Origin of the sequence: Parapedobacter sp. (genome assembly GCF_035556095.1) — a bacterium.
In the GTDB taxonomy this organism is placed as follows: Bacteria; Bacteroidota; Bacteroidia; order Sphingobacteriales; family Sphingobacteriaceae; genus Parapedobacter.
This window is the reverse complement of record NZ_DATMFT010000018.1, coordinates 54,453-76,052: the sequence shown is the minus strand read 5'-3', so window position 1 is coordinate 76,052 and position 21,600 is coordinate 54,453. Positions and strand designations below refer to the sequence as shown.

General features: G+C 47.9%; 22 protein-coding genes and 1 tRNA gene. 6 read left to right on the top strand and 17 right to left on the bottom strand.

Features of this window, described 5'->3' with window-relative positions:
• Positions 1 to 6: 6 nt before the first annotated feature.
• From VNQ80_RS08765 to VNQ80_RS08750, 4 genes are all read left to right on the top strand, one after another.
• Positions 7 to 1,050, top strand: coding sequence for a sensor histidine kinase (locus VNQ80_RS08765; protein ID WP_325638186.1), 1,044 nt, complete (start codon positions 7 to 9; stop codon positions 1,048 to 1,050).
• Between the two features lie 10 nt (positions 1,051 to 1,060).
• Positions 1,061 to 1,738 carry a response regulator transcription factor gene (locus tag VNQ80_RS08760; RefSeq protein ID WP_325637555.1) on the top strand — a complete coding sequence of 226 codons (678 nt, stop codon included), beginning with the start codon at positions 1,061 to 1,063 and terminating at the stop codon, positions 1,736 to 1,738.
• Positions 1,739 to 1,761: 23 nt separating this feature from the next.
• Complete coding sequence (locus VNQ80_RS08755; RefSeq protein ID WP_325637554.1) at positions 1,762 to 3,702, top strand: KUP/HAK/KT family potassium transporter; 1,941 nt, start codon at positions 1,762 to 1,764, stop codon at positions 3,700 to 3,702.
• A gap of 237 nt (positions 3,703 to 3,939) precedes the next feature.
• Positions 3,940 to 5,256: a DUF389 domain-containing protein gene (locus VNQ80_RS08750; protein ID WP_325637553.1), complete on the top strand. Its 1,317-nt coding sequence runs from the start codon at positions 3,940 to 3,942 to the stop codon at positions 5,254 to 5,256.
• A gap of 16 nt (positions 5,257 to 5,272) precedes the next feature.
• Here the strand turns inward: VNQ80_RS08750 and VNQ80_RS08745 are convergent, their stop codons facing one another.
• The 8 genes from VNQ80_RS08745 to VNQ80_RS08710 form a co-directional block, all read right to left on the bottom strand.
• Positions 5,273 to 6,712, bottom strand: coding sequence for an alanine/glycine:cation symporter family protein (locus VNQ80_RS08745; RefSeq protein WP_325637551.1), 1,440 nt, complete (start codon positions 6,710 to 6,712; stop codon positions 5,273 to 5,275).
• 108 nt (positions 6,713 to 6,820) lie between these two features.
• A complete protein-coding gene (gene putP / locus VNQ80_RS08740; protein ID WP_325637549.1) occupies positions 6,821 to 8,329 on the bottom strand; it encodes a sodium/proline symporter PutP in 1,509 nt (502 codons plus the stop codon).
• A 288-nt stretch (positions 8,330 to 8,617) separates the two neighbouring features.
• Positions 8,618 to 9,388, bottom strand: coding sequence for a DUF72 domain-containing protein (locus VNQ80_RS08735; RefSeq protein WP_325637547.1), 771 nt, complete (start codon positions 9,386 to 9,388; stop codon positions 8,618 to 8,620).
• On the bottom strand, positions 9,385 to 10,116 hold the full coding sequence (locus VNQ80_RS08730) for an endonuclease (protein ID WP_325637545.1): 732 nt from the start codon (positions 10,114 to 10,116) through the stop codon (positions 9,385 to 9,387). Before VNQ80_RS08730 ends, VNQ80_RS08735 begins: the two co-directional genes overlap by 4 nt.
• A gap of 104 nt (positions 10,117 to 10,220) precedes the next feature.
• Positions 10,221 to 10,355, bottom strand: coding sequence for a Fic family protein (locus tag VNQ80_RS08725; protein ID WP_325637543.1), 135 nt, complete (start codon positions 10,353 to 10,355; stop codon positions 10,221 to 10,223).
• A 157-nt stretch (positions 10,356 to 10,512) separates the two neighbouring features.
• Positions 10,513 to 10,584: transfer RNA gene (locus VNQ80_RS08720), tRNA-Glu, on the bottom strand.
• A gap of 111 nt (positions 10,585 to 10,695) precedes the next feature.
• Positions 10,696 to 11,349: a class I SAM-dependent methyltransferase gene (locus VNQ80_RS08715; protein WP_325637541.1), complete on the bottom strand. Its 654-nt coding sequence runs from the start codon at positions 11,347 to 11,349 to the stop codon at positions 10,696 to 10,698.
• Positions 11,350 to 11,354: 5 nt separating this feature from the next.
• Positions 11,355 to 11,762, bottom strand: coding sequence for a DoxX family protein (locus VNQ80_RS08710; RefSeq protein ID WP_325637539.1), 408 nt, complete (start codon positions 11,760 to 11,762; stop codon positions 11,355 to 11,357).
• 133 nt (positions 11,763 to 11,895) lie between these two features.
• Here VNQ80_RS08710 and metG point away from each other — a divergent pair, with 133 nt between their 5' ends.
• Complete coding sequence (gene metG, locus VNQ80_RS08705; protein WP_325637537.1) at positions 11,896 to 13,971, top strand: methionine--tRNA ligase; 2,076 nt, start codon at positions 11,896 to 11,898, stop codon at positions 13,969 to 13,971.
• Here the strand turns inward: metG and folP are convergent.
• The 4 genes from folP to VNQ80_RS08685 form a co-directional block, all read right to left on the bottom strand.
• Positions 13,930 to 14,772 carry a dihydropteroate synthase gene (gene folP / locus VNQ80_RS08700; protein ID WP_325637535.1) on the bottom strand — a complete coding sequence of 281 codons (843 nt, stop codon included), beginning with the start codon at positions 14,770 to 14,772 and terminating at the stop codon, positions 13,930 to 13,932. The genes metG and folP overlap by 42 nt on opposite strands.
• A gap of 1 nt (position 14,773) precedes the next feature.
• Complete coding sequence (locus VNQ80_RS08695) at positions 14,774 to 15,253, bottom strand: DUF4920 domain-containing protein (RefSeq protein ID WP_325637533.1); 480 nt, start codon at positions 15,251 to 15,253, stop codon at positions 14,774 to 14,776.
• A gap of 72 nt (positions 15,254 to 15,325) precedes the next feature.
• Positions 15,326 to 15,907, bottom strand: a complete 582-nt coding sequence (locus VNQ80_RS08690) for an L-threonylcarbamoyladenylate synthase (protein ID WP_325637531.1) — start codon at positions 15,905 to 15,907, stop codon at positions 15,326 to 15,328.
• Positions 15,908 to 15,936: 29 nt separating this feature from the next.
• A complete protein-coding gene (locus tag VNQ80_RS08685) occupies positions 15,937 to 16,755 on the bottom strand; it encodes a 2,3,4,5-tetrahydropyridine-2,6-dicarboxylate N-succinyltransferase (RefSeq protein WP_325637529.1) in 819 nt (272 codons plus the stop codon).
• A gap of 113 nt (positions 16,756 to 16,868) precedes the next feature.
• On the opposite strand from VNQ80_RS08685, the gene VNQ80_RS08680 reads away from it, so the two are divergent.
• On the top strand, positions 16,869 to 17,267 hold the full coding sequence (locus tag VNQ80_RS08680) for an RNA-binding S4 domain-containing protein (protein ID WP_325638185.1): 399 nt from the start codon (positions 16,869 to 16,871) through the stop codon (positions 17,265 to 17,267).
• Here the strand turns inward: VNQ80_RS08680 and VNQ80_RS08675 are convergent.
• The 5 genes from VNQ80_RS08675 to VNQ80_RS08655 form a co-directional block, all read right to left on the bottom strand.
• Positions 17,264 to 18,022, bottom strand: a complete 759-nt coding sequence (locus tag VNQ80_RS08675; RefSeq protein ID WP_325637527.1) for a hypothetical protein — start codon at positions 18,020 to 18,022, stop codon at positions 17,264 to 17,266. The genes VNQ80_RS08680 and VNQ80_RS08675 overlap by 4 nt on opposite strands.
• Before the next feature lie 101 nt (positions 18,023 to 18,123).
• The gene (locus VNQ80_RS08670) at positions 18,124 to 18,246 is read right to left on the bottom strand and encodes a hypothetical protein (protein WP_325637525.1); all 123 of its coding nucleotides are present in this window, start codon (positions 18,244 to 18,246) and stop codon (positions 18,124 to 18,126) included.
• 5 nt (positions 18,247 to 18,251) lie between these two features.
• Positions 18,252 to 18,755 (bottom strand): 6,7-dimethyl-8-ribityllumazine synthase, encoded by a 504-nt coding sequence (ribH, locus tag VNQ80_RS08665; RefSeq protein ID WP_325637523.1) that lies wholly within the window; start codon positions 18,753 to 18,755, stop codon positions 18,252 to 18,254.
• Between the two features lie 18 nt (positions 18,756 to 18,773).
• The gene (locus tag VNQ80_RS08660; RefSeq protein WP_325637521.1) at positions 18,774 to 19,457 is read right to left on the bottom strand and encodes a tetratricopeptide repeat protein; all 684 of its coding nucleotides are present in this window, start codon (positions 19,455 to 19,457) and stop codon (positions 18,774 to 18,776) included.
• 72 nt (positions 19,458 to 19,529) lie between these two features.
• Positions 19,530 to 21,461, bottom strand: a complete 1,932-nt coding sequence (locus VNQ80_RS08655; RefSeq protein WP_325637519.1) for a nucleoside-diphosphate sugar epimerase/dehydratase — start codon at positions 21,459 to 21,461, stop codon at positions 19,530 to 19,532.
• Positions 21,462 to 21,600 lie beyond the last annotated feature (139 nt).

The following is a 21,600-nucleotide window of genomic DNA, read 5'->3' as shown; positions in this document are numbered from 1 at the left end:
GTAGCGGTGAAACTTCGTTCCTTTTGGCAATTTTTAATCGGAACAGCATCGATTGCTTTTCTGGCCCTGGGTTGTTACGCTTTGGGAGATGCCGTGGACCAATGGGCAGTAGCGCTGATTCTGCTGGCCGCGGTGTCGGTGCTAGCCGTATTGTTCGATATCATACCTGTGCTGGCTGCCGCATTGCTTAGTGCACTGCTGCTCAATATTTTTTTCATTGATCCGGTCCCGAATTATAAAATTTACGACACGGAAAGTGTGCTTTTATTTTTCGTCTACCTTTTCATTGCGCTGGTTAATGCCGTGCTTACAAACCGACTGCGAAAACAGGAAAAAAAGATACGTGACCGGGAAGAAAAGGCAAAAACGATTAAACTGTATAACACGCTGCTCAATTCATTGTCGCACGAACTGAAAACACCGATTGCCACGATTATCGGTGGCATAGACACCCTGAAGGAAATTGATGCGGAAATTCTTCCAGAACAGCGGATGGAGCTACTTGCCGAAATAGAAACGGCAGGTAACCGTCTTAATAGGCAGGTAGAGAACTTAATGAATATGAGCAGGCTGGAAACAGGCACATTGAAACTCAAACGGGATTGGTGCGACGTTAACGAACTGATTTTTTTGGTCATTCAGAAGCTCCCCGTTGAAGATACAAGCCGTATCCGCTTTGAACCCGATGATACCTTGCCATTGGTTAAGTTAGATGGCGGCTTGATAGAAACAGCGGTGTATGCATTGGTGCATAATGCCACCCGGTACACCCCGAAGCAGATGCCAATTGAAATAGCAACTTCTTATGAAGGAAACATGTTGTTGATCGATGTGTCGGATAGCGGGAAAGGTATACCCGAATCGGAGAAGCAGCACTTGTTCGAGAAATTTTATCGACTTCCCAACTCAGGGACAGGCGGCTCCGGACTGGGCCTTTCCATCGCTAAGGGCTTTGTAGAAGCTCATGGTGGGACGGTTAACGTCGCCAACCGGCCTCAAGGCGGTGCGTTGTTCTGTATCACGTTACCAGCAGAAGTTCCCAAATTGTAAGCGTAAGCACATGAACAAGCCCACGGTATTGATTATTGACGATGAACCCCAGATACGGAAGCTTTTAGAAATCAATCTTTCGAGCAAGGGATATGCCGTCAGACAAGCCGAATCGGGGAAAGAGGGTTTACTGTTAGCTTCCAGTCACTTTCCGGATGCGATTCTACTGGATTTGGGCTTGCCAGACCTCGATGGCCATGAAGTGCTTAGGCGACTCCGTGAGTGGTATAATCGGGCTATTGTGATACTATCGGTACAGAATGGCGAAGCCGATATCATCAACGCGCTAGAAAATGGTGCGAACGACTACCTGACCAAGCCGTTCCGTGTAGGGGAATTGCTGGCCAGGTTGAAATCCGCCATTCGTCACAGTGATTCAAGCATCGTTGTCCAAACGGTCGAGACGGGGAACCTGGAAATCGATCTCATGGCAAGGGTTGTCAGGCGGGCAGGTGAAATCCAAAAACTTACGTCAACTGAATACAGCTTGTTAGCGTTGCTTGCCCGTAACGAAGGACGGGTGCTTACCCATCAATTCCTGCTGAAAGAGGTGTGGGGTATCAGCTTCCAATCGGAAACCCAATATTTGCGGGTATTCATTGCCCAGATCAGGAAAAAGATTGAAGATGACCCAAACCGTCCAACCCATATCATTACCGAGAGCGGCGTGGGTTACCGGTTTCAATAGAAGAAGTAAAGATTGTACAAATAATGAAACAGCATTTCCATGCCCATCCGCTTACAGCTGCTGGCCTGCTCGTGGCACTGGGCATTATCTACGGCGATATCGGCACTTCTCCACTTTACGTTTTCAAAGCGATTATCGGACAGGAAGCCATCAGCCCGGACCTGGTATATGGTGGATTATCCTGTATCTTTTGGACATTGACACTGCAAACGACCGTCAAATACGTCATTATCACCCTACGAGCCGACAATAAGGGCGAGGGTGGTATTCTCTCCCTGTTTTCATTAGTAAGAAAACGGGGTCGCTGGGTGGTATTTCCGGCTATGCTTGGCGGCGCTGCCCTGTTGGCAGATGGAATGATCACACCTGCCATTACCATTTCCTCAGCCGTTGAAGGACTGGATATCTTTTTCCCGAGTCTGCAGACCGTGCCGATTGTGCTGGTTATCGTCGTTGTACTTTTTTCCGTTCAACGCTTCGGTACCGCCATTGTAGGCAGGCTGTTCGGCCCTGTGATGTTTCTTTGGTTCTCGATGCTGGCCGTACTTGGGCTCATCCATCTCTTGGGTGATGTGGCTGTCTTAAAAGCCGTAAGTCCGCATTACGCCATTCAGACCGTTATTTCTCATCCCGATGCACTCTTAATCATCGGTGCCGTTTTCCTTTGTACTACAGGTGCCGAAGCACTGTATTCGGATCTGGGCCATTGTGGCCTCAAAAACATCCGGATTTCATGGATATTCGTGAAGCTATGTTTGCTATTGAATTATTTTGGACAGGGGGCATGGCTGTTGGGGCACGAAGGCACCACACTCGACGGCGGCAATCCGTTTTACAATGTGATGCCTGCATGGTTCTTGCCATATGGGATCTCAATCGCAACGATTGCGGCCATCATTGCCAGCCAAGCGATGGTTTCGGGCGCGTTCACGTTAGTATCCGAGGCCGTCCGCTTAAACTTATGGCCAAAGGTACGGATTGTCCATCCCAATATGCTGAAAGGACAGCTTTACGTGCCGTCTGTAAACTGGATTTTGTTAATCGGTTGTATACTGGTCATCTTGGTATTCCGCGAATCCGCTAGGATGGAGGCCGCGTATGGATTGGCCATTAATATCAGTTTTATTGTAACCACCACGCTGATGACCGTATTTTTGTTGCAGAAGCGTATTCCGAAAGTGCTTGCAGTGTGCTTTTTGATATTTTACCTCATCATAGAGGTTACTTTTTTCATTGGTAATGTCTCTAAATTCTCCCATGGAGGATGGCTTACGCTACTCATTACGGCAGTCATATTCACTGTGATGCTTTGCTGGTGGTGGGCCCGTAAGATCAAGAACCGGCATACCCGGTTCGTCGCAATCGAGAAATACCTGCCCATCATCTCAGAAATCGGCACGGATAAATCCATTCCATTGTATGCCTCTCAGCTGGTTTACCTTACCAGTGCAAACTTCGATTCTGAGATTGAGGAGAGTATTATTTATTCAATCATTAGGAAAAAACCTAAACGGGCTGACGTTTATTGGTTGGTGCACGTGGATGTCACAGACTCGCCTTACACCGGTAAATATGAGGTTACGCACCTGGTTCAGGGTAAGATAATTCGGATCGATTTCCGCTTGGGTTTCCGTGACGAGCAGCGCATCAGCGTACTTTTCCGTGAAGTTGTCCAGAACCTCGTTGCAAATGGCGAGGTAAACATCAAAAGTAACTTCGAAACGTTGAGGCGGTATAAATTAGACGGTGATTTCCGGTTTGTCGTACTGGAGCGGGTGTTGTCTGGTTCTTCGGATTTCAGCTTTTCCGATCGGATAGTGCTGGATTTATACAGTGTATTACGGAGGTTCAGCCTTTCGGAGGAAAAAGGATTCGGTTTGGATTCCAGCTTCGTAACAGTGGAAAGGGTTCCGTTGACGGTTCCTGCTCAACCCCAACCGGGGAGGCTAAAGCGAGTTGATTGAGCAACGACCAAAATTAACCTTGCTAAGTGTTTAATAGGCTCTATACAAACGCAGCGAGAAGGGGGGCGTTTAGAAAAAATTGGTTCTTAATAAAACATGTATGGAAAACTAAAAGTGCTTAGCGATGTTTGTTAAGCCGAGCAATGCAGCTATGAAACCTTCATGATTTATTCAACTGCATAGGGGAGTGAATAAATATGATAGCTTCGCCGCAAAAAAACGCCAAATTATACAAAGATGAAAATCAGCGATATCATCCGGAAGTTTAACATCAAGTCTGAACAGGAACCGCACGACATCATTCACGAAACCGTGGAAAAAGGGATTTACTTTAAAGGTACAAACCTCTGGATATTAATTTTTGCCATCCTGATTGCGTGCGTTGGCCTCAATGTCAATTCAACGGCAGTTATCATCGGTGCCATGTTGATTTCCCCACTGATGGGACCTATACTCGGAATGGGATATAGTTTGGCGACCTACGATTTTGCCCTGCTGCGTAGATCGCTGACCAATTTCGGGTTCGCTGTTCTTGCGGGATTATCGGCTTCTACCTTGTACTTTTTGATAACGCCGATATCTGAAGCGCATTCCGAATTGCTGGCCCGGACCAGTCCAAACATCTATGACGTTATCATTGCATTGGTGGGCGGTTTGGCAGGTATCGTGGCGATATCCAGCAAACAAAAGGGAAATGTTATTCCCGGCGTGGCCATCGCAACGGCATTGATGCCGCCACTGTGCACCGCCGGCTATGGGTTGGCAAACGGAGCGTGGACTTACTTCTTCGGTGCTATTTACTTGTTTACCATCAATACGGTGTTCATCGGCGTAGCAACGTTGATTACTGCACGTTTCCTGAAATTCCCAATTTGGCACCCCGCGGAAGAGGGATTACGGAAATCGGCGAACCGCTGGGTGAGTTTCATCGTGACCGTAACCGTGGTACCTAGTATATATTTTGGTTTCGTACTGGTACAGCAAGAGCAGTTTGTCCAAGAGGCGAATGCGTTCATTCGCAATGACACATACATTGAGGGGGATTACTTGCTGCGATCAGAGGTGGATCCATCCAAGAAAACAATTCGCTTGGTTTACGGAGGAAGGCTGATTCCTGAATCGGTAAAAGAAGAAGTAGCTGCTAAAACGCGGTATTATCGGCTTGCCGATGCCTCGGTAACCATCCAACAAGGTTTTTCAATAGATGAGTCGGACGATAAGATTGTGCTGATGGATCGGCAGCAGGCTGAAATAAACAGACTCCGTCAGGACTTGGAAAAAAGCCTGCATATACAGGATAGTTTACGGGCACAACGGGAACTTGGCCAGCAATTGCTCAGGGAATTAAAGCCTTTGTTTCCCGAAGTTGTTGCTTGCGGAACGGCGGAACAGGTTATATTCGGCGATTCGTCACACACCGCGAGCTATCCAAGCCTTTTCGTCGGCACCGATGACCTCGAGAAAACAAGCGAGCAACGCAAACGGATTGAAGACTGGTTTAGGTCTAGGCTAGCCGTAGATTCGGTGAAAGTATATATCGAACCTACACGCTAGGGGAGATTTCCTCTTACTATTCTTCTGTCCCTGCCTTTTCCCAAAAATATGCGCGTTTTATACCATGGTGAGCCGGATTGAAATTGGGGTCTTTTCCCTCCCGTCTTTGCTTTCGGTAATCTTTAAGCGCGCGCAAAGCAGGTTTGCGTAGAAGAAGAATCGCTATTAGGTTTAACCATGCCATCATACCGACCCCAATATCGCCCAATTTCCAGGCGACCTCAGCTGTTCGGATGGTGCCATAAAATGTCGCTGCCAAAATCATTATACGTAGTGCCCAAACAGCCCATTTGTGGCGACCTTTTCGATCGATATAACTCAAGTTAGTTTCGGCCATATAGTAGTAAGCCAAAATGGTTGTAAATGCAAAGAAAAGCAAGGCAATGGCTACGGCTGGCGCGCCGAGAAGCGGGAAATGGTGCGCAATAGCCTGTTGGGTGTAAGCAGGGCCAATCTCGGTGTCGGGCAAATGCTGCACAACATAGTCCCCATTCGGGTGATAAACGTTAAAGCTTCCCGTGAACAAAATCATCAATGCAGTCGCTGTACACACAAACAGTGTGTCGACGTAGACGGAGAATGCTTGTACCAAACCTTGCTTCGCCGGATGGCTCACTTCAGCGGCGGCGGCGGCGTGCGGTGCGGTTCCTTGTCCGGCCTCGTTTGAATAGATACCACGCTTTACCCCCCACGCGATAGCCATGCCGATCATCCCACTAAAAGCAGGCTCAAAATCAAACGCAGAGCGGATAATAAGGCCGAAGACGGCAGGAATCTCCTTTATATTCAGTCCGATAATGACAATTGCCAAAAGGATGTACCCTCCGGCCATAAAAGGGACAACTACCTGGGCCACCTTTGCTATGCGCTTAATGCCACCGATGATGATAAGCCCCAGTAGGACAACCAGACCAATGCCCGTATAATGTACCGGTATTGAAAAGGCATTATCGCTGCTTAAGGCAATGCTATTGCTTTGCACACCCGGGAGGAATAGAGCCGTGCTCAGAATCGTTGCAATTGCGAAAACAATACCATACCACTTCACCCCCAATCCTTTTTCGATATAAAATGCCGGTCCGCCACGGTATTGTCCGTCTTTGACCTCCTTGTAAATTTGGCCGAGCGTAGCTTCCACAAAGGCAGAAGCACTACCTAAGAATGCGATGAGCCACATCCAAAAAACAGCTCCTGGACCACCCATCGCAATGGCGGTAGCTACACCGGCAATATTGCCGGTACCAATGCGACCAGAAAGTGCAAGGGCAAATGCTTGAAACGAAGATACGCCCTTCTTCGATGCCGAACCTCCTACCAGAAGTTTGACCATACTTTTTAGGTTCGTCAACTGCAAAAAACGGGTGGCAATCGAAAAGTAGATGCCTGCTGCTAAACATAAAAAGACCAGGGCATCGCTCCAGATGATTTCGTATAACGTTTCTATCGTTTCCTCCATTCGTCAGCAGTTTATCATTCGTTGGGACGGATGGTCGCTAATATACAAATTCTTACAGGTGGGGGCGCCAATGTGGATTGATAAGATAACAGTAACCCTTAGCGGTCACTATCCATTGCGAGCATGTGCAATCTCGTTTCGCACCTCATCAAACTCACGTTTAATATCGTCAGACACTGGCTTGGTTAGCAGCGAAACCACAATTACGGTGAGAAAACTGAGTAGGAAGCCAGGAATGATCTCATATACATCTTTGTAGCCATGAGGCAGGAACACCCAAAGCAATACCGTGGCACCACCTACTACCATACCAGATAAAGCACCGGCCGCCGTGATACGCTTCCACAACAACGATAAAATAATCAATGGGCCAAAGGCGGCGCCAAAGCCTGCCCAAGCATTTCCGACTAGGCCGAGAATGCTTTCTTTTGGATTCAGTGCGAGGATAAAAGCGACTACCGCTACGACAAGAACTGACACACGGCTCATGATGAGCATGTTCTTGGCCGTTGCATGCTTGTTGAAGAATGTTTTGTAGATGTCTTCCGTCATTGAACTCGAAGTGACAAGTAGTTGGGATGATATCGTACTCATTACCGCAGCCAAGATAGCTGAAAGTAGGAATCCGCCGATGAGTGGATGAAAAAGCGCTTTGGATAGGTAGATAAATATCGTTTCGGCGAGTTCACGGGATTCATCGAACTCCGCCATGGTTTCGGTATCGAATTGCTGAAGATAGGCGATTCCAAAGAATCCGAGAAACAACGCACCCAATACGGTACCGATCATCCACGTCATTCCAATATGCCGTGCTCTTTTGATATCGCGAACGCTGTCGATCGCCATAAACCGAACCAAAATATGGGGCTGCCCGAAGTAGCCAAGGCCCCATGCCAGTAGGGAAATAACGGATATCGTAGTCGTTCCTCGCCACAAATCCATGTAGTTGACATTTTTTGCACGAATCGTTTCCATGGCGTCACCCACTCCGCCTACCTGGAAGATGACAACGGTAGGTATCAAGAGCAAAGCAACGACCATGATGCTGCCTTGTACAGCATCCGTTAAACTAACGGCCATAAAGCCGCCAATAAATGTGTAGAAGACCACGACCAACGAAGTAACCCATAGGCCGATGTTGTAGTCCATGCCGAAAGCTGATTCAAATAATCGTCCACCCGATACCATACCGGCGGACGTATATAACGTGAAAAAAACCAGTATGAAAACGGAAGACACCAACTTCAGCAGCTGTGATTTATCGTGAAACCGGTTTTCGAAAAAGACGGGCAGCGTTATGGCATTTTTGGCTACCTCGGTGTATACGCGTAGACGGGGAGCCACAATGAGGTAGTTGAGGAACGCACCAATCGTCAGCCCAATAGCGAGCCATGAACCAGCCAGCCCCATCATGTATATGGCGCCCGGCAGTCCCATCAATAACCACCCACTCATGTCAGATGCGCCGGCGGATAGGGCGGTTACAAACGGTCCCATTTTACGGCCGCCGATTAAAAACTCTTCCGAATTGCTGGTTGATTTCCGGTATCCGTATATACCGATTAGAATCATGAGCACTACATATAGACCGATGGCAATTAATTCATAAGTGTTCATAGGCTTTTTGTCTTAAATTTTATATGCTTATAGTTTTAAAAGTCTTATCTGCTCTGCCTTGCAGGCTATGAACCTTAAAAAAGGGAAAGCGGTCTAAGAAATCCGATACGCTTACTGCCAGAAAAAAGCAGGCAGCGCTTGGGTTGATCACATCAGTATACTACGGTGGCGATACGCCTAACCGAATCCAAGTCTGATACGATGTTGTTGTAAAGGTAGAAAAAATTCAGTGAGCTATATAATGGGGCGTAGTGTTTCGGCTATGTATAGATTAAAATAATTAAGATGTTAAAATATATATACAAGTCTTCCTCTTCCAGAGGGGTAAGCGCTACGGCTGGCAATTGCTTTTAACTGTAGCGCATTTATGATAGCGGCTGTAGATGCGGTATTGTTGAAATAGATAAAGACTTCCTTAAAACCAACTTGGTTTACCTGATGATAAAGGGTTTCAACTTCCTCTTCGGTATATGCTGAGTGAAATAGCTGCGGGTTGCCATGCATCCGTATATAACCAATGGATGTGGTCTGTTGGATTGCGGTGGGTAGGTAAGGGTAATTCACATTGCAGAAAGTAACATTATTTTCGCTCAGCTTTGTTATAACATCGTCGCACCACCAGCTTTCATGCCTGAATTCCACTACATTTTTGAAGTTAGGGTCCATTGCGTGGACAACCGATGTCAACCGATCGTCATTAAAACTGAAACTTGGCGGCAGCTGCCAGAGAATGCAAGCTAATTTATCCTTGAAGCCTTCTTTGCTTATCAAGTAAAATTCTTCTATTTCTCGTTTACACCCTTCCAGTCTTTTAATGTGTGTAATTATTTTAGGAACCTTAACGCTAAAACGAAAATCGTCCGGAACACTGCCTGACCACGACAACAAATTTTGCACGGTCGGGAATCGGTAAAATGTCCCATTGAACTCATAAGTGTTGAAATGTTTGGAATAGTAATCAAACCACTTTTTTTTGGGGAGTTCATTGGGATAAAACAGGTTCTTCCAAGAAGACGTGGCATAACTTGAGCATCCGATATATAATTTGTCGCGTTTCATACATATAAGTCTTGGCAATTTGTACAAAAGAAACTCCGTCGTTTTTTGTTTCCCGTATATTTTTTATGAAGCGGCAGGTTACATCGGAAGCACGTCTTTTTTGTATGCGCTAGCCAATGTTTTTTAAGTACACCGGCTTTCTTATACGCTAAAAATTCAAAACTGTACTGTCTCGATTGCTCAATAATCGCTTCAAGCTCACTGTGGGGTATTTTACCGACAACACTTTCTGGATGCACATGGACACGATATAATACCTCATTCTTAATGATGTTCCCAACGCCCGAGAAAATATGCTGTTCAAGGAGCGCATCGCAGATCAGCGTGCCCGACACGTCACGAAGCTTATCCAGCGCCGCGCTTCCACTCCACGCTGCATTCATCACATCGGCTGACCAGTCATAATGCGAGTCGATGTCACCCGCTAGTATTTTTACAGAAGCGGTATAGAAATTGAGTATTCCATTTGAAAAAACTAGCCCGAGTCGTAAAGGGGTGGTTTTTGTTTCATTTATCCGGTACGTACCAAAAAGCAGGAAATGGATTCGGAAAGTAAATCCTTCAAAGCACAGCAGTAAATGTTTACCCCAAGTCCTTACGTCCAAAAGCTTTTCATTCTCTGCGCGGTTAATATCTATTTTTGAATTACCCGCAACGGCGAGAATCCGTTCTCCTATAAAGGGCGAAATCTGCTCCTTAGCGATGATTATACTTGGTCCTTCTGGCATAATTAAAAATCAGGAAGCTTGTTACAACTCAAGTAATAACTGACTAGCAACGGTTTAGTTTTTAACAAAATAGAATCTTAGGACCGCATCTTATTGCCTCCCCGTCATTGGGTTTTTGCGGTGAGTAAAATCAAAAAACGACGAGTGCAACTGTTACTGTCCAAAAATGGGTGAATAGTCTCGAATTGATAATGAATTAATGCAATTTTTAATAAATCAGGAAAAAGTACTTTTTTCATTATGGGCGAATTTTTCCAGGCTATTCGTTATTCTGGAGCAGAAGTATAGACAGGAAAGATAAAGGCATCGTCGTTGATACTTGCGCGACCAATCCAATTTTGATTGCTTTTTATTGGCACAAAAAAGGAGACAACCTGTATTTGGTGTCTCCTTAAGTAGCCCGTAGGGGAATCGAACCCCTGTTTCAAGAATGAAAATCTTGCGTCCTAACCCCTAGACGAACGGGCCTTTTTTTCAATTTCGAAAAACGCGTTCTTGTTTTTCGGTCTGCAAAGATAGAAGTATTTCGATTCGTTCCAAAGAAAAATAATAAAATTTAGTCTTTAGTTGCCTGCCTCTTTACCGAGCGCGAATGAATACCTCTTCTCTCATCATTTCCTGCCGATTTGCACCAGTGGTTTTATGTTCGCGGATCGTCGTGTCTACCCCTGAAAAGCCGTTGGTCAGCAGCAACTCCTGTGCGGCCTCAGGCGTATAGAGCGTGAACCCATAAGCCGTAAATGGAAGTTGCTCCATAAAGGCACGGCTGGCGATCGCCAAGCAAAATGTACCGCCCGGCTTCAGCATACGTCGGACCTCAGCGAGCTGTATGTCAGGATTTTCCCAAAAGTAAAGCGTGTTGACGGTAAGTATGTTATCAAATGACTGATTCGGGAATGGGAACGTCAGCCCGTCTGTCCATTCAAAACGCACGCGGCCGGTGCTGATGTGATGTTTGTTGATTTCCCGGGCTTCTTTAACCATCGTTTCAGACCTATCTACGCCGGTGTACCAAATACCGTGGCCTTTGGATAGTACATACGCTGCGAAGCTCCCATTTCCAGGGCCGATTTCCAGCACCTGCGCGCCCGGTTGGTAGGCCATGAGATCGATGGCATGGCGTGTCATATCGCCGTTGCTCACGTTCATGTGTGCTGCGGTTTCGATGCCAGCTTCGCCTTCCGGTTTAGCGAGTTGTGCTGCCACGGCCTTGAAATCGATGGGTTTGTCCATGATGTTTATCGTTTGTCTACACTGTATCTGCCGGGGCCCACGAAAGCAAGGCCGATGAAGACCACACCGATTTCGATGGCATGTGATGCGCCCTTGAGCCCATCGCCCCGGTCCAGATGGGAGAGGGTCGCAACAAGCATGGTAAAGGCAAGAGCGATAGCCATGGGCCGGAAAAACAAGCCGAGTAGAAGGCAGACGCCCCCCACGGTCTCAGCCAGGGCCGCCAGCAATCCCCAAAATACGGGCAGAAAGGTGATGCCCAAGTTACCCATCGCGCTGCCCACGCCTTCCCATCGATCGGGGCCACCCAATAATTTGGGATAACCGTGCATCACAAACATGATGCCCAGACCAAGACGTATAAGTAGCAATCCGGTGTTTTTAAATTTGCTCAACGATGATAGTGCCGCCATTTTTTGATTGGTGATATTTATGCAACCTGTGTTAATTCCGCGCAAATTGATTTATCTTTGCCATGTTTGCAAGCAATGGAGTTACATTTTTCTGTAAAATTGCATTACTTTCCCACTAAATAACTGATATACATTGAGTAATACAGATTTACCTTTTAAACGTTATACAATTACTTCGGCATTGCCTTATGCCAATGGTCCGCTGCACATCGGCCACTTGGCAGGTGCCTATATCCCGGCCGATATTTACGTGCGCTTTCTGCGCCTGAATGAACGGGATGTGGTCTACGTGTGTGGCTCGGACGAGCATGGTGCTGCCATTACCATCAAGGCGAAAAAGGAAGGGACAACACCGCAGGCGATTATCGACCAATACCATGCCCAAATCAAAGCCAGCTTCGAACAATTCGGAATCTCGTTTGATATTTACCACCGGACGTCTGAGCGGATACATCATGAGCTTTCGCAGGAGTTTTTCCTCAATTTGTACGAGAAAGGTGAGTTTACCGAACAGGTAACCGAGCAGTATTACGACGAGGAGTACCACCAGTTTTTGGCCGATAGGTACATTACGGGTACCTGCCCCAATTGTAAGAGCGAGGGCGCCTATGGTGACCAGTGTGAGAAATGCGGCACATCACTCAATCCGACGGATCTGATTAATCCCATTTCGACGCTAAGTGGGAAGCCGCCGGTGCTCCGTGAAACTAAACATTGGTATCTACCGCTAGACAAATACCAGCCCTGGCTGGAAAAGTGGTTGCTCGAAGGCAAAAAGGATGTGCTGAAACCGAACGTTTATGGGCAATGCCGCTCATGGCTAAAGTCAGGCCTGCAACCGCGGTCAATGACACGTGATCTGGACTGGGGTGTGGATGTACCGCTTGATGATGCAGCGGGCAAGAAACTGTATGTATGGCTCGATGCGCCTATCGGCTATATCTCGGCGACGAAGCAATGGGCATTGGATACGGGCAACGATTGGGAAAAATACTGGAAAAAGCAGGCCGATTCGGCCGATGATGCCTGTCTGATCCATTTCATTGGGAAGGATAACATCGTGTTCCACTGCATCACGTTCCCGAGTATCCTGCACGCGCATGGCGAATATATCCTACCGGAGAACGTGCCAGCCAATGAATTCCTCAACCTGGAGGGCGACAAACTGTCGACCTCACGCAACCACGCCGTGTGGCTGCATGAGTACCTGGAGGAGTTTCCGGGAAAAGAAGACGAACTGCGTTACGTGCTTACGTCCATCCTGCCAGAGACATCAGATAGCGAATTCACCTGGCGCGATTTCCAAGCGCGGATTAATAATGAATTGGTGGCCATTTTTGGCAATTTCATCAATCGCGTGTTGGTGCTTTCGCATAAGTATTTCGATGGCAAGGTGATGCCGGCAACCGGCCCGACCGATACTGATCGCTTTATTTTCTCGGAACTGGAACGCTATCCGAAACATATCGCTACATCGATCGCCCACTTCCGCTTCCGCGAGGCGTTGGCACAATTCATGAACGTTGCTCGCCTAGGTAACAAGTATTTGGCCGATGCCGAGCCATGGAAGGTGATTAAAACTGATGAGGAGCGCGTAAAGACGGTATTGAACGTCGGGTTGCAAATAGCAGCGAATTTGGCTGTGCTTGCACAGCCCTTCCTGCCCAATACCGCACGGCGAATGGCCGAAATGCTGCGCTTGGAGAACGTCGGATGGAAGAATGCGGGAAGCAGCACGTTGCTGCCGGCCGGGCATCAATTAGGGCAGCCACAGTTGCTCTTCGAGAAAATCACCGACGAGCAGGTTAATGCACAGCTTGCCAAGCTATCCCAGGCAAAGGTAGACAATGGAACACCTGCCACGGCCTTGGCCGAAGCAAAAGAGCCCATAGAATTCACCGATTTTGTAAAAATGGATATCCGTACCGGCGAAATCCTCGCTGCCGAGAAAGTGGCTAAGACCAAAAAGTTGCTGAAGCTGACGATTGATACTGGTATTGACCAGCGCACGGTGGTGTCTGGTATTGCCGAGTTTTTCGCGCCTGAAGAAATTATAGGCAAGCAGGTGGCCATTCTGGTGAACCTGGAGCCACGTGAAATCAAAGGGATCGTATCACAGGGCATGATTCTGATGGCAGAGGATGCGGATGGCCGGCTCGACTTCGTATCACCGCAGACGGCCATGCGGCCGGGTAGCGTGATTCGGTAGGAGTAGGGCAATGGCTTCTTTGGCGGCCTTTACATCGTGCACCCGCAGGATGTGTACCCCCTTCATGAGCAGTACCGTATTGAGTACCGTCGTGCCGTTGAGTGCGTCGTCGGGCTTAATGCCCAATTTTTTGTAGATCATGGATTTACGGGAGATGGCGCCAAGTATTGGTAGTCCGTGCATATGCAATGTTTCCAACCGATTAAGCAGTTCGTAGTTCTGTTCCAGTGTTTTCGCAAATCCAAAGCCGGGGTCCAAGATAATGTCGCGTACGCCCAATTGACGTAAGGCAGCCACTTGCTTGCCGAAGAATAGGCTCACTTCACTGGTTATGTCGTCGTAATCAGTTAACCGTTGCATGGTGTCGGGAGTACCCCGCATGTGCATCAGGATATAAGGTGCCTGCAGCTCGGCAACGGTCGCGAACATCTCGTCATCGAGGGTCCCGCCAGAAATGTCATTTATGATTTGCGCGCCTGCCGCGATGCTTGAACGCGCCACCCCTGCACGGAACGTGTCGACGGAGATGACCGCTTCGGGGAATCGATGGATAATGGCTTCAATGGCCGGTAATAGACGCCCGGATTCTTCAGCTGCGCTCACATTGGCCGCACCGGGCCGCGAAGAGTAAGCCCCGATGTCGATGATATCGGCACCGGCGGCAAGCAGCTGTTCGGCTTGCGCCAACGCAGCCGGCACTGTATAGTGGCGCCCACCATCGTAAAAAGAATCGGGCGTGATATTCAATATACCCATCACCTTCGGTGTGGAAAGATCGATCAATTTGCCGCCTGCATTCATCCTATCGCACTACCACTACACCGTCGGCAAGGATGTTGATGTCTACCTTGGGCACTGTTATTTTGGCGATTTCTTCGGCGTCTTTACCTGCGTCTTCGGCAAAGTGCTGCTGTTGGGCTACCGAAATCTCCCGTACGTTGGCCTGACCTTCGAGCACGACCGTTTTGCCCACGATATCCTGCGGCATAAAAAAACTGTAATCCTTAAACCGAACCAAAATGGGGTCGCCTTCGCCTTCGCGCGAGACACGGATGAAACAGCCTTTCTTTTTGCAGACTTCCACCACCTTGCCCGTTACCTTACCGGTATAAGAGGCATCGGTGCAGAGGTTAGCTTCCAGCTGCTGTACATTGATGGCGCCCGTGATTGTGATCGCCTTGCCGTACTGCACCCCCGGCTGGGCGGAGGGAATTTCGTTTTGGGCCTTCGATGCCATCATGGAACAGCACAGAGCAACAAGGGTGAATGCAATCTTGTTCATATCCTGTTGTTTTTATCGATATGCAAACTTAGCTAATTTCCGCGATTTACAGCGCTGCTTTCCGCAACAGCCTCAACGGCGTATGAACGAAAATCGGCCACCCGGCTCTAGCTTCATCACAATGGATGCCGCGCCGGGCCGCGTATCGTCCTGGCCGTAGTTTACTACATAATCTACGCCATCGATGATGGTTTGGTCGACCTCGCTGAAGGTGGCCGGTGCCGGTAGGCCACTTAAGTTGGCCGATGTGGATACGATGGGCTTCCGGAACCGCTGGAGTAACGCCGAGCAGAATGGGTGCTGCACGATACGGATGCCGATACTGCCGTCTTCCGCCAAGAGGTTGGGTGCTAAATTTTTGGCACTTGAATAGACGATGGTAAGCGGGCGTTCCGTATATTCAATGAGTTGATAGGCGACCTCGGGCACTTCCTGTACATAACTTTGGAGCTTATGGTCGCTATCGAGCAGAATAATCAGACTCTTGGTGTGGTCGCGCCCTTTGAGCCGGAATACCCGGTCTACCGCTTCTGGATTGGTCGCATCGCAGCCAATACCCCAAATGGTATCGGTCGGATATAGGATTAGCCCACCGTTCCGTAGGGTTTCGAGGGCCCGATTGATGTCTGTTTGTTTAACGTCGTCGCTATTCATGCTTGTTGAACCATGGGCAGTAACGTCTTCTACACCGCCACATGGTGTTCGCGCAGTGCGTCGTTGAGCGAAGTTTTCTTATCGGTCGATTCCTTACGTTTGCCGATAATGAGGGCACAGGGAACCTGGTAAGCGCCGGCGGAGAATGTTTTGGTGTAGGAACCGGGGATCACTACGGACCTTGCCGGCACAATCCCCTTGTATTCGATCGGTTCGGCACCACTGACGTCGATGATTTTGGTGGATGCCGTGAGTACCACATTGGCACCGAGGACAGCTTCTGCTTCGACGTGCACACCCTCTACCACGATAGCCCTCGACCCAACAAAGACATTGTCTTCGATAATAACCGGCGCAGCTTGGACGGGCTCTAACACGCCGCCAATACCCACACCCCCACTCAGGTGTACATGTTTGCCGATTTGCGCGCATGATCCTACCGTCGCCCAAGTATCTACCATGGTGCCTTCATCTACGTATGCCCCGATATTTACATATGAGGGCATCATGATGACACCTTTGGCCAAATAAGCGCCGTACCGTGCGATGCCATGCGGCACCACGCGCACACCCAACTCTTTATAATTGGTTTTCAGTTTCATTTTGTCGTGGAATACGAACGGGCCTGTGGCCACTTCTTCCATTTGCCGGATGGGGAAATAGAGGATAACTGCTTTTTTAATCCAGTCGTTTACATGCCAACGGGAACCGATGGGTTCGGCTACCCGCAGCTCGCCTCTATCCAACCGTTGGATGACGGCCTCAATCGCTTCCCGGTATTCCTTGTATTCCAAAAATTGCCGATTCTCCCAGGCGCCTTCAACCAGTCCTTTTAATTCTTTAATCATATCGAGCTGTGTATCGAAAGTTGTTCGCAAAGAAAGCAAATTCTTGCGACTTACTTTAGACGGTGTTGTAAAATCTTTTTTATCTAAACCACATTTTGGCTAAGTTTGCTGTAATGGCGGAAGTGGAAAAACTACGTGTAGACAAATACCTGTGGGCTATCCGTGTGTTCAAGACACGGAGCTTGGCAACGGAGGCATGCAAGGCCGGCCGCGTAAAACTCGATGGGAGGAGTGTAAAGCCTTCAGCAGTAGTGAAGATGGGTGACAGCTATCACATCCAGAAAGGGCTGGAAAAGAAAGTACTCCGGGTTACTGGCCTACTCGAAAAACGCGTCGATGCCAAGACCGCGGCTGCGTTCTACGAAGACATTACACCGGTGGAGGAGACCTATAGCTACAAATCGATGGGTCGGGCATCGGTGCCGACAAGAGACCGCGGTGCAGGTAGGCCCACCAAAAAAGACCGTCGGGAAATCGATAGCTTGCAAAACGACTGGTGGGACGAAGACTAAGGTTTACTGAATTTCTGCCCCTCGATATGCACCAATGCTGCGGCGATTGGGTAGGTGATGCTTGTCGCTGTATCACTGCTGGTGAAGCGGGTGGGCAATATTAAACCGCTGCCGATAGCTTTATAGTTGCCAATGGAATACCCATCGGTTCCATCGTTGGGCCACCACTGGTGTATCCGGCCCGTTTGTGAATCGATGTATAGTTGACCCGTTACGGCCGCCTCAAAGCTGGTGTGTTTGTTTTCGAGGCTGACTACCGTAAACCGTTGGGAGTCGACCAGTTTCTCGCCGGCTATGCGGTAGGAAACCTGGTCCCCTTCTAAAATAGTAGGTAGGAATAGAAGCTGGGCATCTTTGTTGAACTCTTCGGTGATTTCCGTAATGATATCGTCCGTAGTGCGCGGGTTTTCAAGTTTTACGTTATTAATGTAGACTGTACCCGTGCTCGTTTCAACATTGAACAGCACAGTAATGACTTCATCATCCGTAGTAACGCCGTCAAAACGGCAATTTCCCGTTTGTTTGTCCCAAAGGTATTTCCGCTCACCCTGCGCAAAGGAACGGTGTCCCCCCGCGCAGCTGAACATAAAATACCGGGCATTTTGCCAATTTTCCCGCCCTCCTACGGCTTCCCAGAGTTTATCCACCAGGTTGTCTTCCGTGGGCGACGGCGTAACCTGTCCGCTCACGGCAGTTACGCTACACCATAAGGCAATAAGTAGGTTTAGTTTGAATTTGACAGCACGTTGCATCATCTTTATCATTCTTGTTTTTCAGCGAGACATACGTGGCAGCTGAAAATGCGGAAGGCATTAATGACCGCAAATAAGATTACTTATATGACCGAAGGTAACAATTACCGGAGCCGTTTTGTTTTCGGATACGTATTGTAGGCCGGGCAGGTCTTCGGTGAGCAGGACTGCAATGAAAATGAAACGACCGTAAATAACGCGATGCCGATGATGAATATCCTTTTCATGATGATCAGTTGTTATTGCTGGTCACACGGGCACTTAACTGTGCCATCTGAATAGCAGTGATAGCAGCCTCTTCACCTTTGTTGCCGTGTTTCCCACCCGCCCTGTCCAGCGCTTGCTGCAGGGTGTCAGTTGTTAGAACGCCGAAGATAGCTGGTTTATTGTGCTTCAGCGCAACATGGGTGATGCCGTGGGCAACAGCGCTGCAGATAAAATCGAAATGCTTGGTTTCTCCTTGGATAACACAACCAAGGCATATCACCGCATCCAATTGCTGGTTGCGGAAAAGAATGTCTGCTCCACCAGTGAGCTCGTAACTACCCGGTACGTGGACAATTTGGATATTGTCATCAATTGCACCATGTTTTATCAAGGCCTCATACGCACCGTCCAACAGTGGGCCGGTCACCTCGGCATTCCATTGTGAAACAACAATGCCAAATCGGTACGGGGCAGCTGATGCGACTTCGATATGGGAGAAATCTGAGAGATTTTTATGGTGACTTGCCATAACCGATCAAACAAAAGGTTACAATTGCGCTTCTGCCCGCGCGATGTAACTTTCAATAGCGGTAGCCTCGTGGCTTTCCGGATAATCAGATTGGATGCGCTTATACGCAGCAACCGCATTTTTAAAATCGTTTTGCGCCTCATATACCAAGCCTAACTTTTTAAGCAATAGTGGAGAGGTAAATGCGTTCGCATTTTTTTCCGCGGCTTTTTGGTAGAATGAAGCAGCCTTTTTATAATCTTTCAACTCGGAGTAGGCATCGCCGAGCAGGCCGATAACCAGCGGATCGAGTATGACACTACCCGTATTGGTATATTTTTCCAACGCGTTAATCGCTTCTTGATAATTGCCTTGACGAAGGTAAAGACCACCTAGATAGGCATTGGCAATGTTTGCGGATTTGGTGTTTTCATATTCCGTTGCTATTTCCTTAAAACCGGGATATGAACCATCGCCATCAATGGCACGCTGCTGCAGGGAGTCGATAGTAGCGTACGTTTCTGCCTTGAAAAGCTGGTTAGCGGCTGTTTCCGCACGCGGGGCGAGGTAAAAGCGCTGGTAGCCTATATAAAGTAACACCAATACGACAATACCACCAATGATAAATACCAAGCTCTTTTGGTTTTCTTGTATGAAACTGCCGCCTGCCGTATGTTTTGCGCCGGTCGATACCGCTGCCTTATGTTTTTGATTGTTTGACATTTCTGTTTTTAAATTCGGACTGCAAAAATACACTTTTACAACTTATATCCAAGTGCTTTTTACAAGGGTAAGTCAAACACCGATACCATTTTTATGTTTTTGGTCGAGTTCTTCGTAAACGGAGTTATTACTTTTGAATTCAGGAACGAGCTCTTTCATTTTCAAAACGATCTCTCGCTCGTTTTGGTTCTTTGTTAAGTTGATCAGTGCGGCGATTTGCGCCTCTACATGCCCAAAATCATATTCCCTTACTTTAGCCACCATGATTTTGTGGTGATGAGTAGGCAGGGTATTCTCCAAGTCGTTGAGTAATTCCTCATATAATTTCTCGCCGGGCCGAAGTCCCGAGTATTCGATGGAGATGTCTTTATTCGGCACGAGGCCCGAAAGTTTAATCATTTTGGTTGCCAATTCGACAATCTTCACCGACTTGCCCATATCGAACACATATATTTCTCCACCTTTGCCCATCGAGCCGGCCTCCAACACCAATTGACAGGCCTCGGGGATGGTCATGAAATACCGTGTGATTTCGGGGTGGGTAACCGTCACCGGACCACCCTTTTCAATTTGAGCCTTAAATCGGGGAATCACCGAGCCGTTTGAACCCAGCACATTACCAAACCGGGTAGTGATAAACCGTGTATTGGCACTTTTAGTGCTCCCATTGAATGTGGCTCGTTTTTGTGAGAGGTAATTGAAATAGGTTTGCACATAGATTTCGGCGATACGCTTGGAGGCGCCCATCACATTGGTGGGATTGACCGCCTTGTCTGTAGATATCATCACGAAATTTTCCGCCCCATGGGCCACCGCCAAACGTGCGATTAATCGGGTACCCATGATATTGGTACGGACCGCTTCCACGGGGTGGTTTTCCATCATCGGCACGTGCTTGTACGCCGCTGCATGGTATACATAATGAGGTTTGAATGTTTTGAATAACGCTTCCATCCGGTCCTCGTCGCGTATATCCCCGATGAATGCGTGGTATACCTGGTTTTTCTGCAGATCTTCAAGTTCTAATTGGAGCTCGTGCAATGGGGTTTCCGCTTGGTCATTGAGAATAATCATTTGGGGGCTGTATTTGCCCAATTGCCGGGCAATTTCGCTGCCGATGGATCCTGCGGCTCCCGTGACCAATATCCGCTTGCCGGCAAGTTGCTGCTGGATGGATAAATTGTTTATTTTAATGGGTTCACGCTCAAGCAAATCTTCGATACGCAACTTCTGGATTTGATTGGGGGTCAACTCACCATTGATCAGTCGGTGTACCGGAGGCATTGTTAATACGTTGATGTTGCGCTCCAGACAAAGGTCGACGATGTTTGCTTTTTTCTCTATCGGTATATTGTGGGAGGAAATGATGAGCTCATCGACTTTGCCCTGCACGATGAGCTGTTCGAAATAGTCGGTATGATAAATATGTACACCATCAATGATTTTTCCGACTTTATGTAAGTTATCGTCGATAAAACCAACAACCACATTTTCGGCGTTATGATCGTGATCAAGGGTCCGTTTGGCAGCAATGCCCAAATCGCCAGCGCCATAAATGACCGTTTGTTTTCGCGTAGATTTCAGGTTTTTGATGTAAAGAAAAAACAGTTTTACGGTAGATCGATAGGTAATCAGCAGCAGGAAGCTCATCAAACCGTACGCAATCAACAAACTGTTGGACATTAATGGTGGTCGATTGAGTGCGATTAGGATGGTGTTGACTAGAAACAACCCGGCTATGCATAGCGACACGGACGAGAGGATACGTACCGAGTCTAACGCGCTGGTATAGCGAACGATGCCGGCGTACATCTTCAGCCGGTAAAATATCAGGGCGCTTACGGCCAGAACCACCAGTAGCGTCCGACTGAAATCGGTAGAATTAATAGCGTTATAAGCAAACCGGTTTAATAGCAGGTAGGCAAAAAATAATGCTATCGCACTACAGCCTAAGTCTAGCGTAAAGATAATCCAGCGGGGGACAATATTGAATCTGTCAAACATCCAGTGTGATTAACGTGTAGCGTTACTTATGTCGCCATACTATAAATGCGCTCCAAATATAGGTATTTTCTATTATCAAACAAGAGCACGTATATTTTAAGTCGTTCTCGTCAAGCAAGTTGGGCGCCTGATTTTGCTC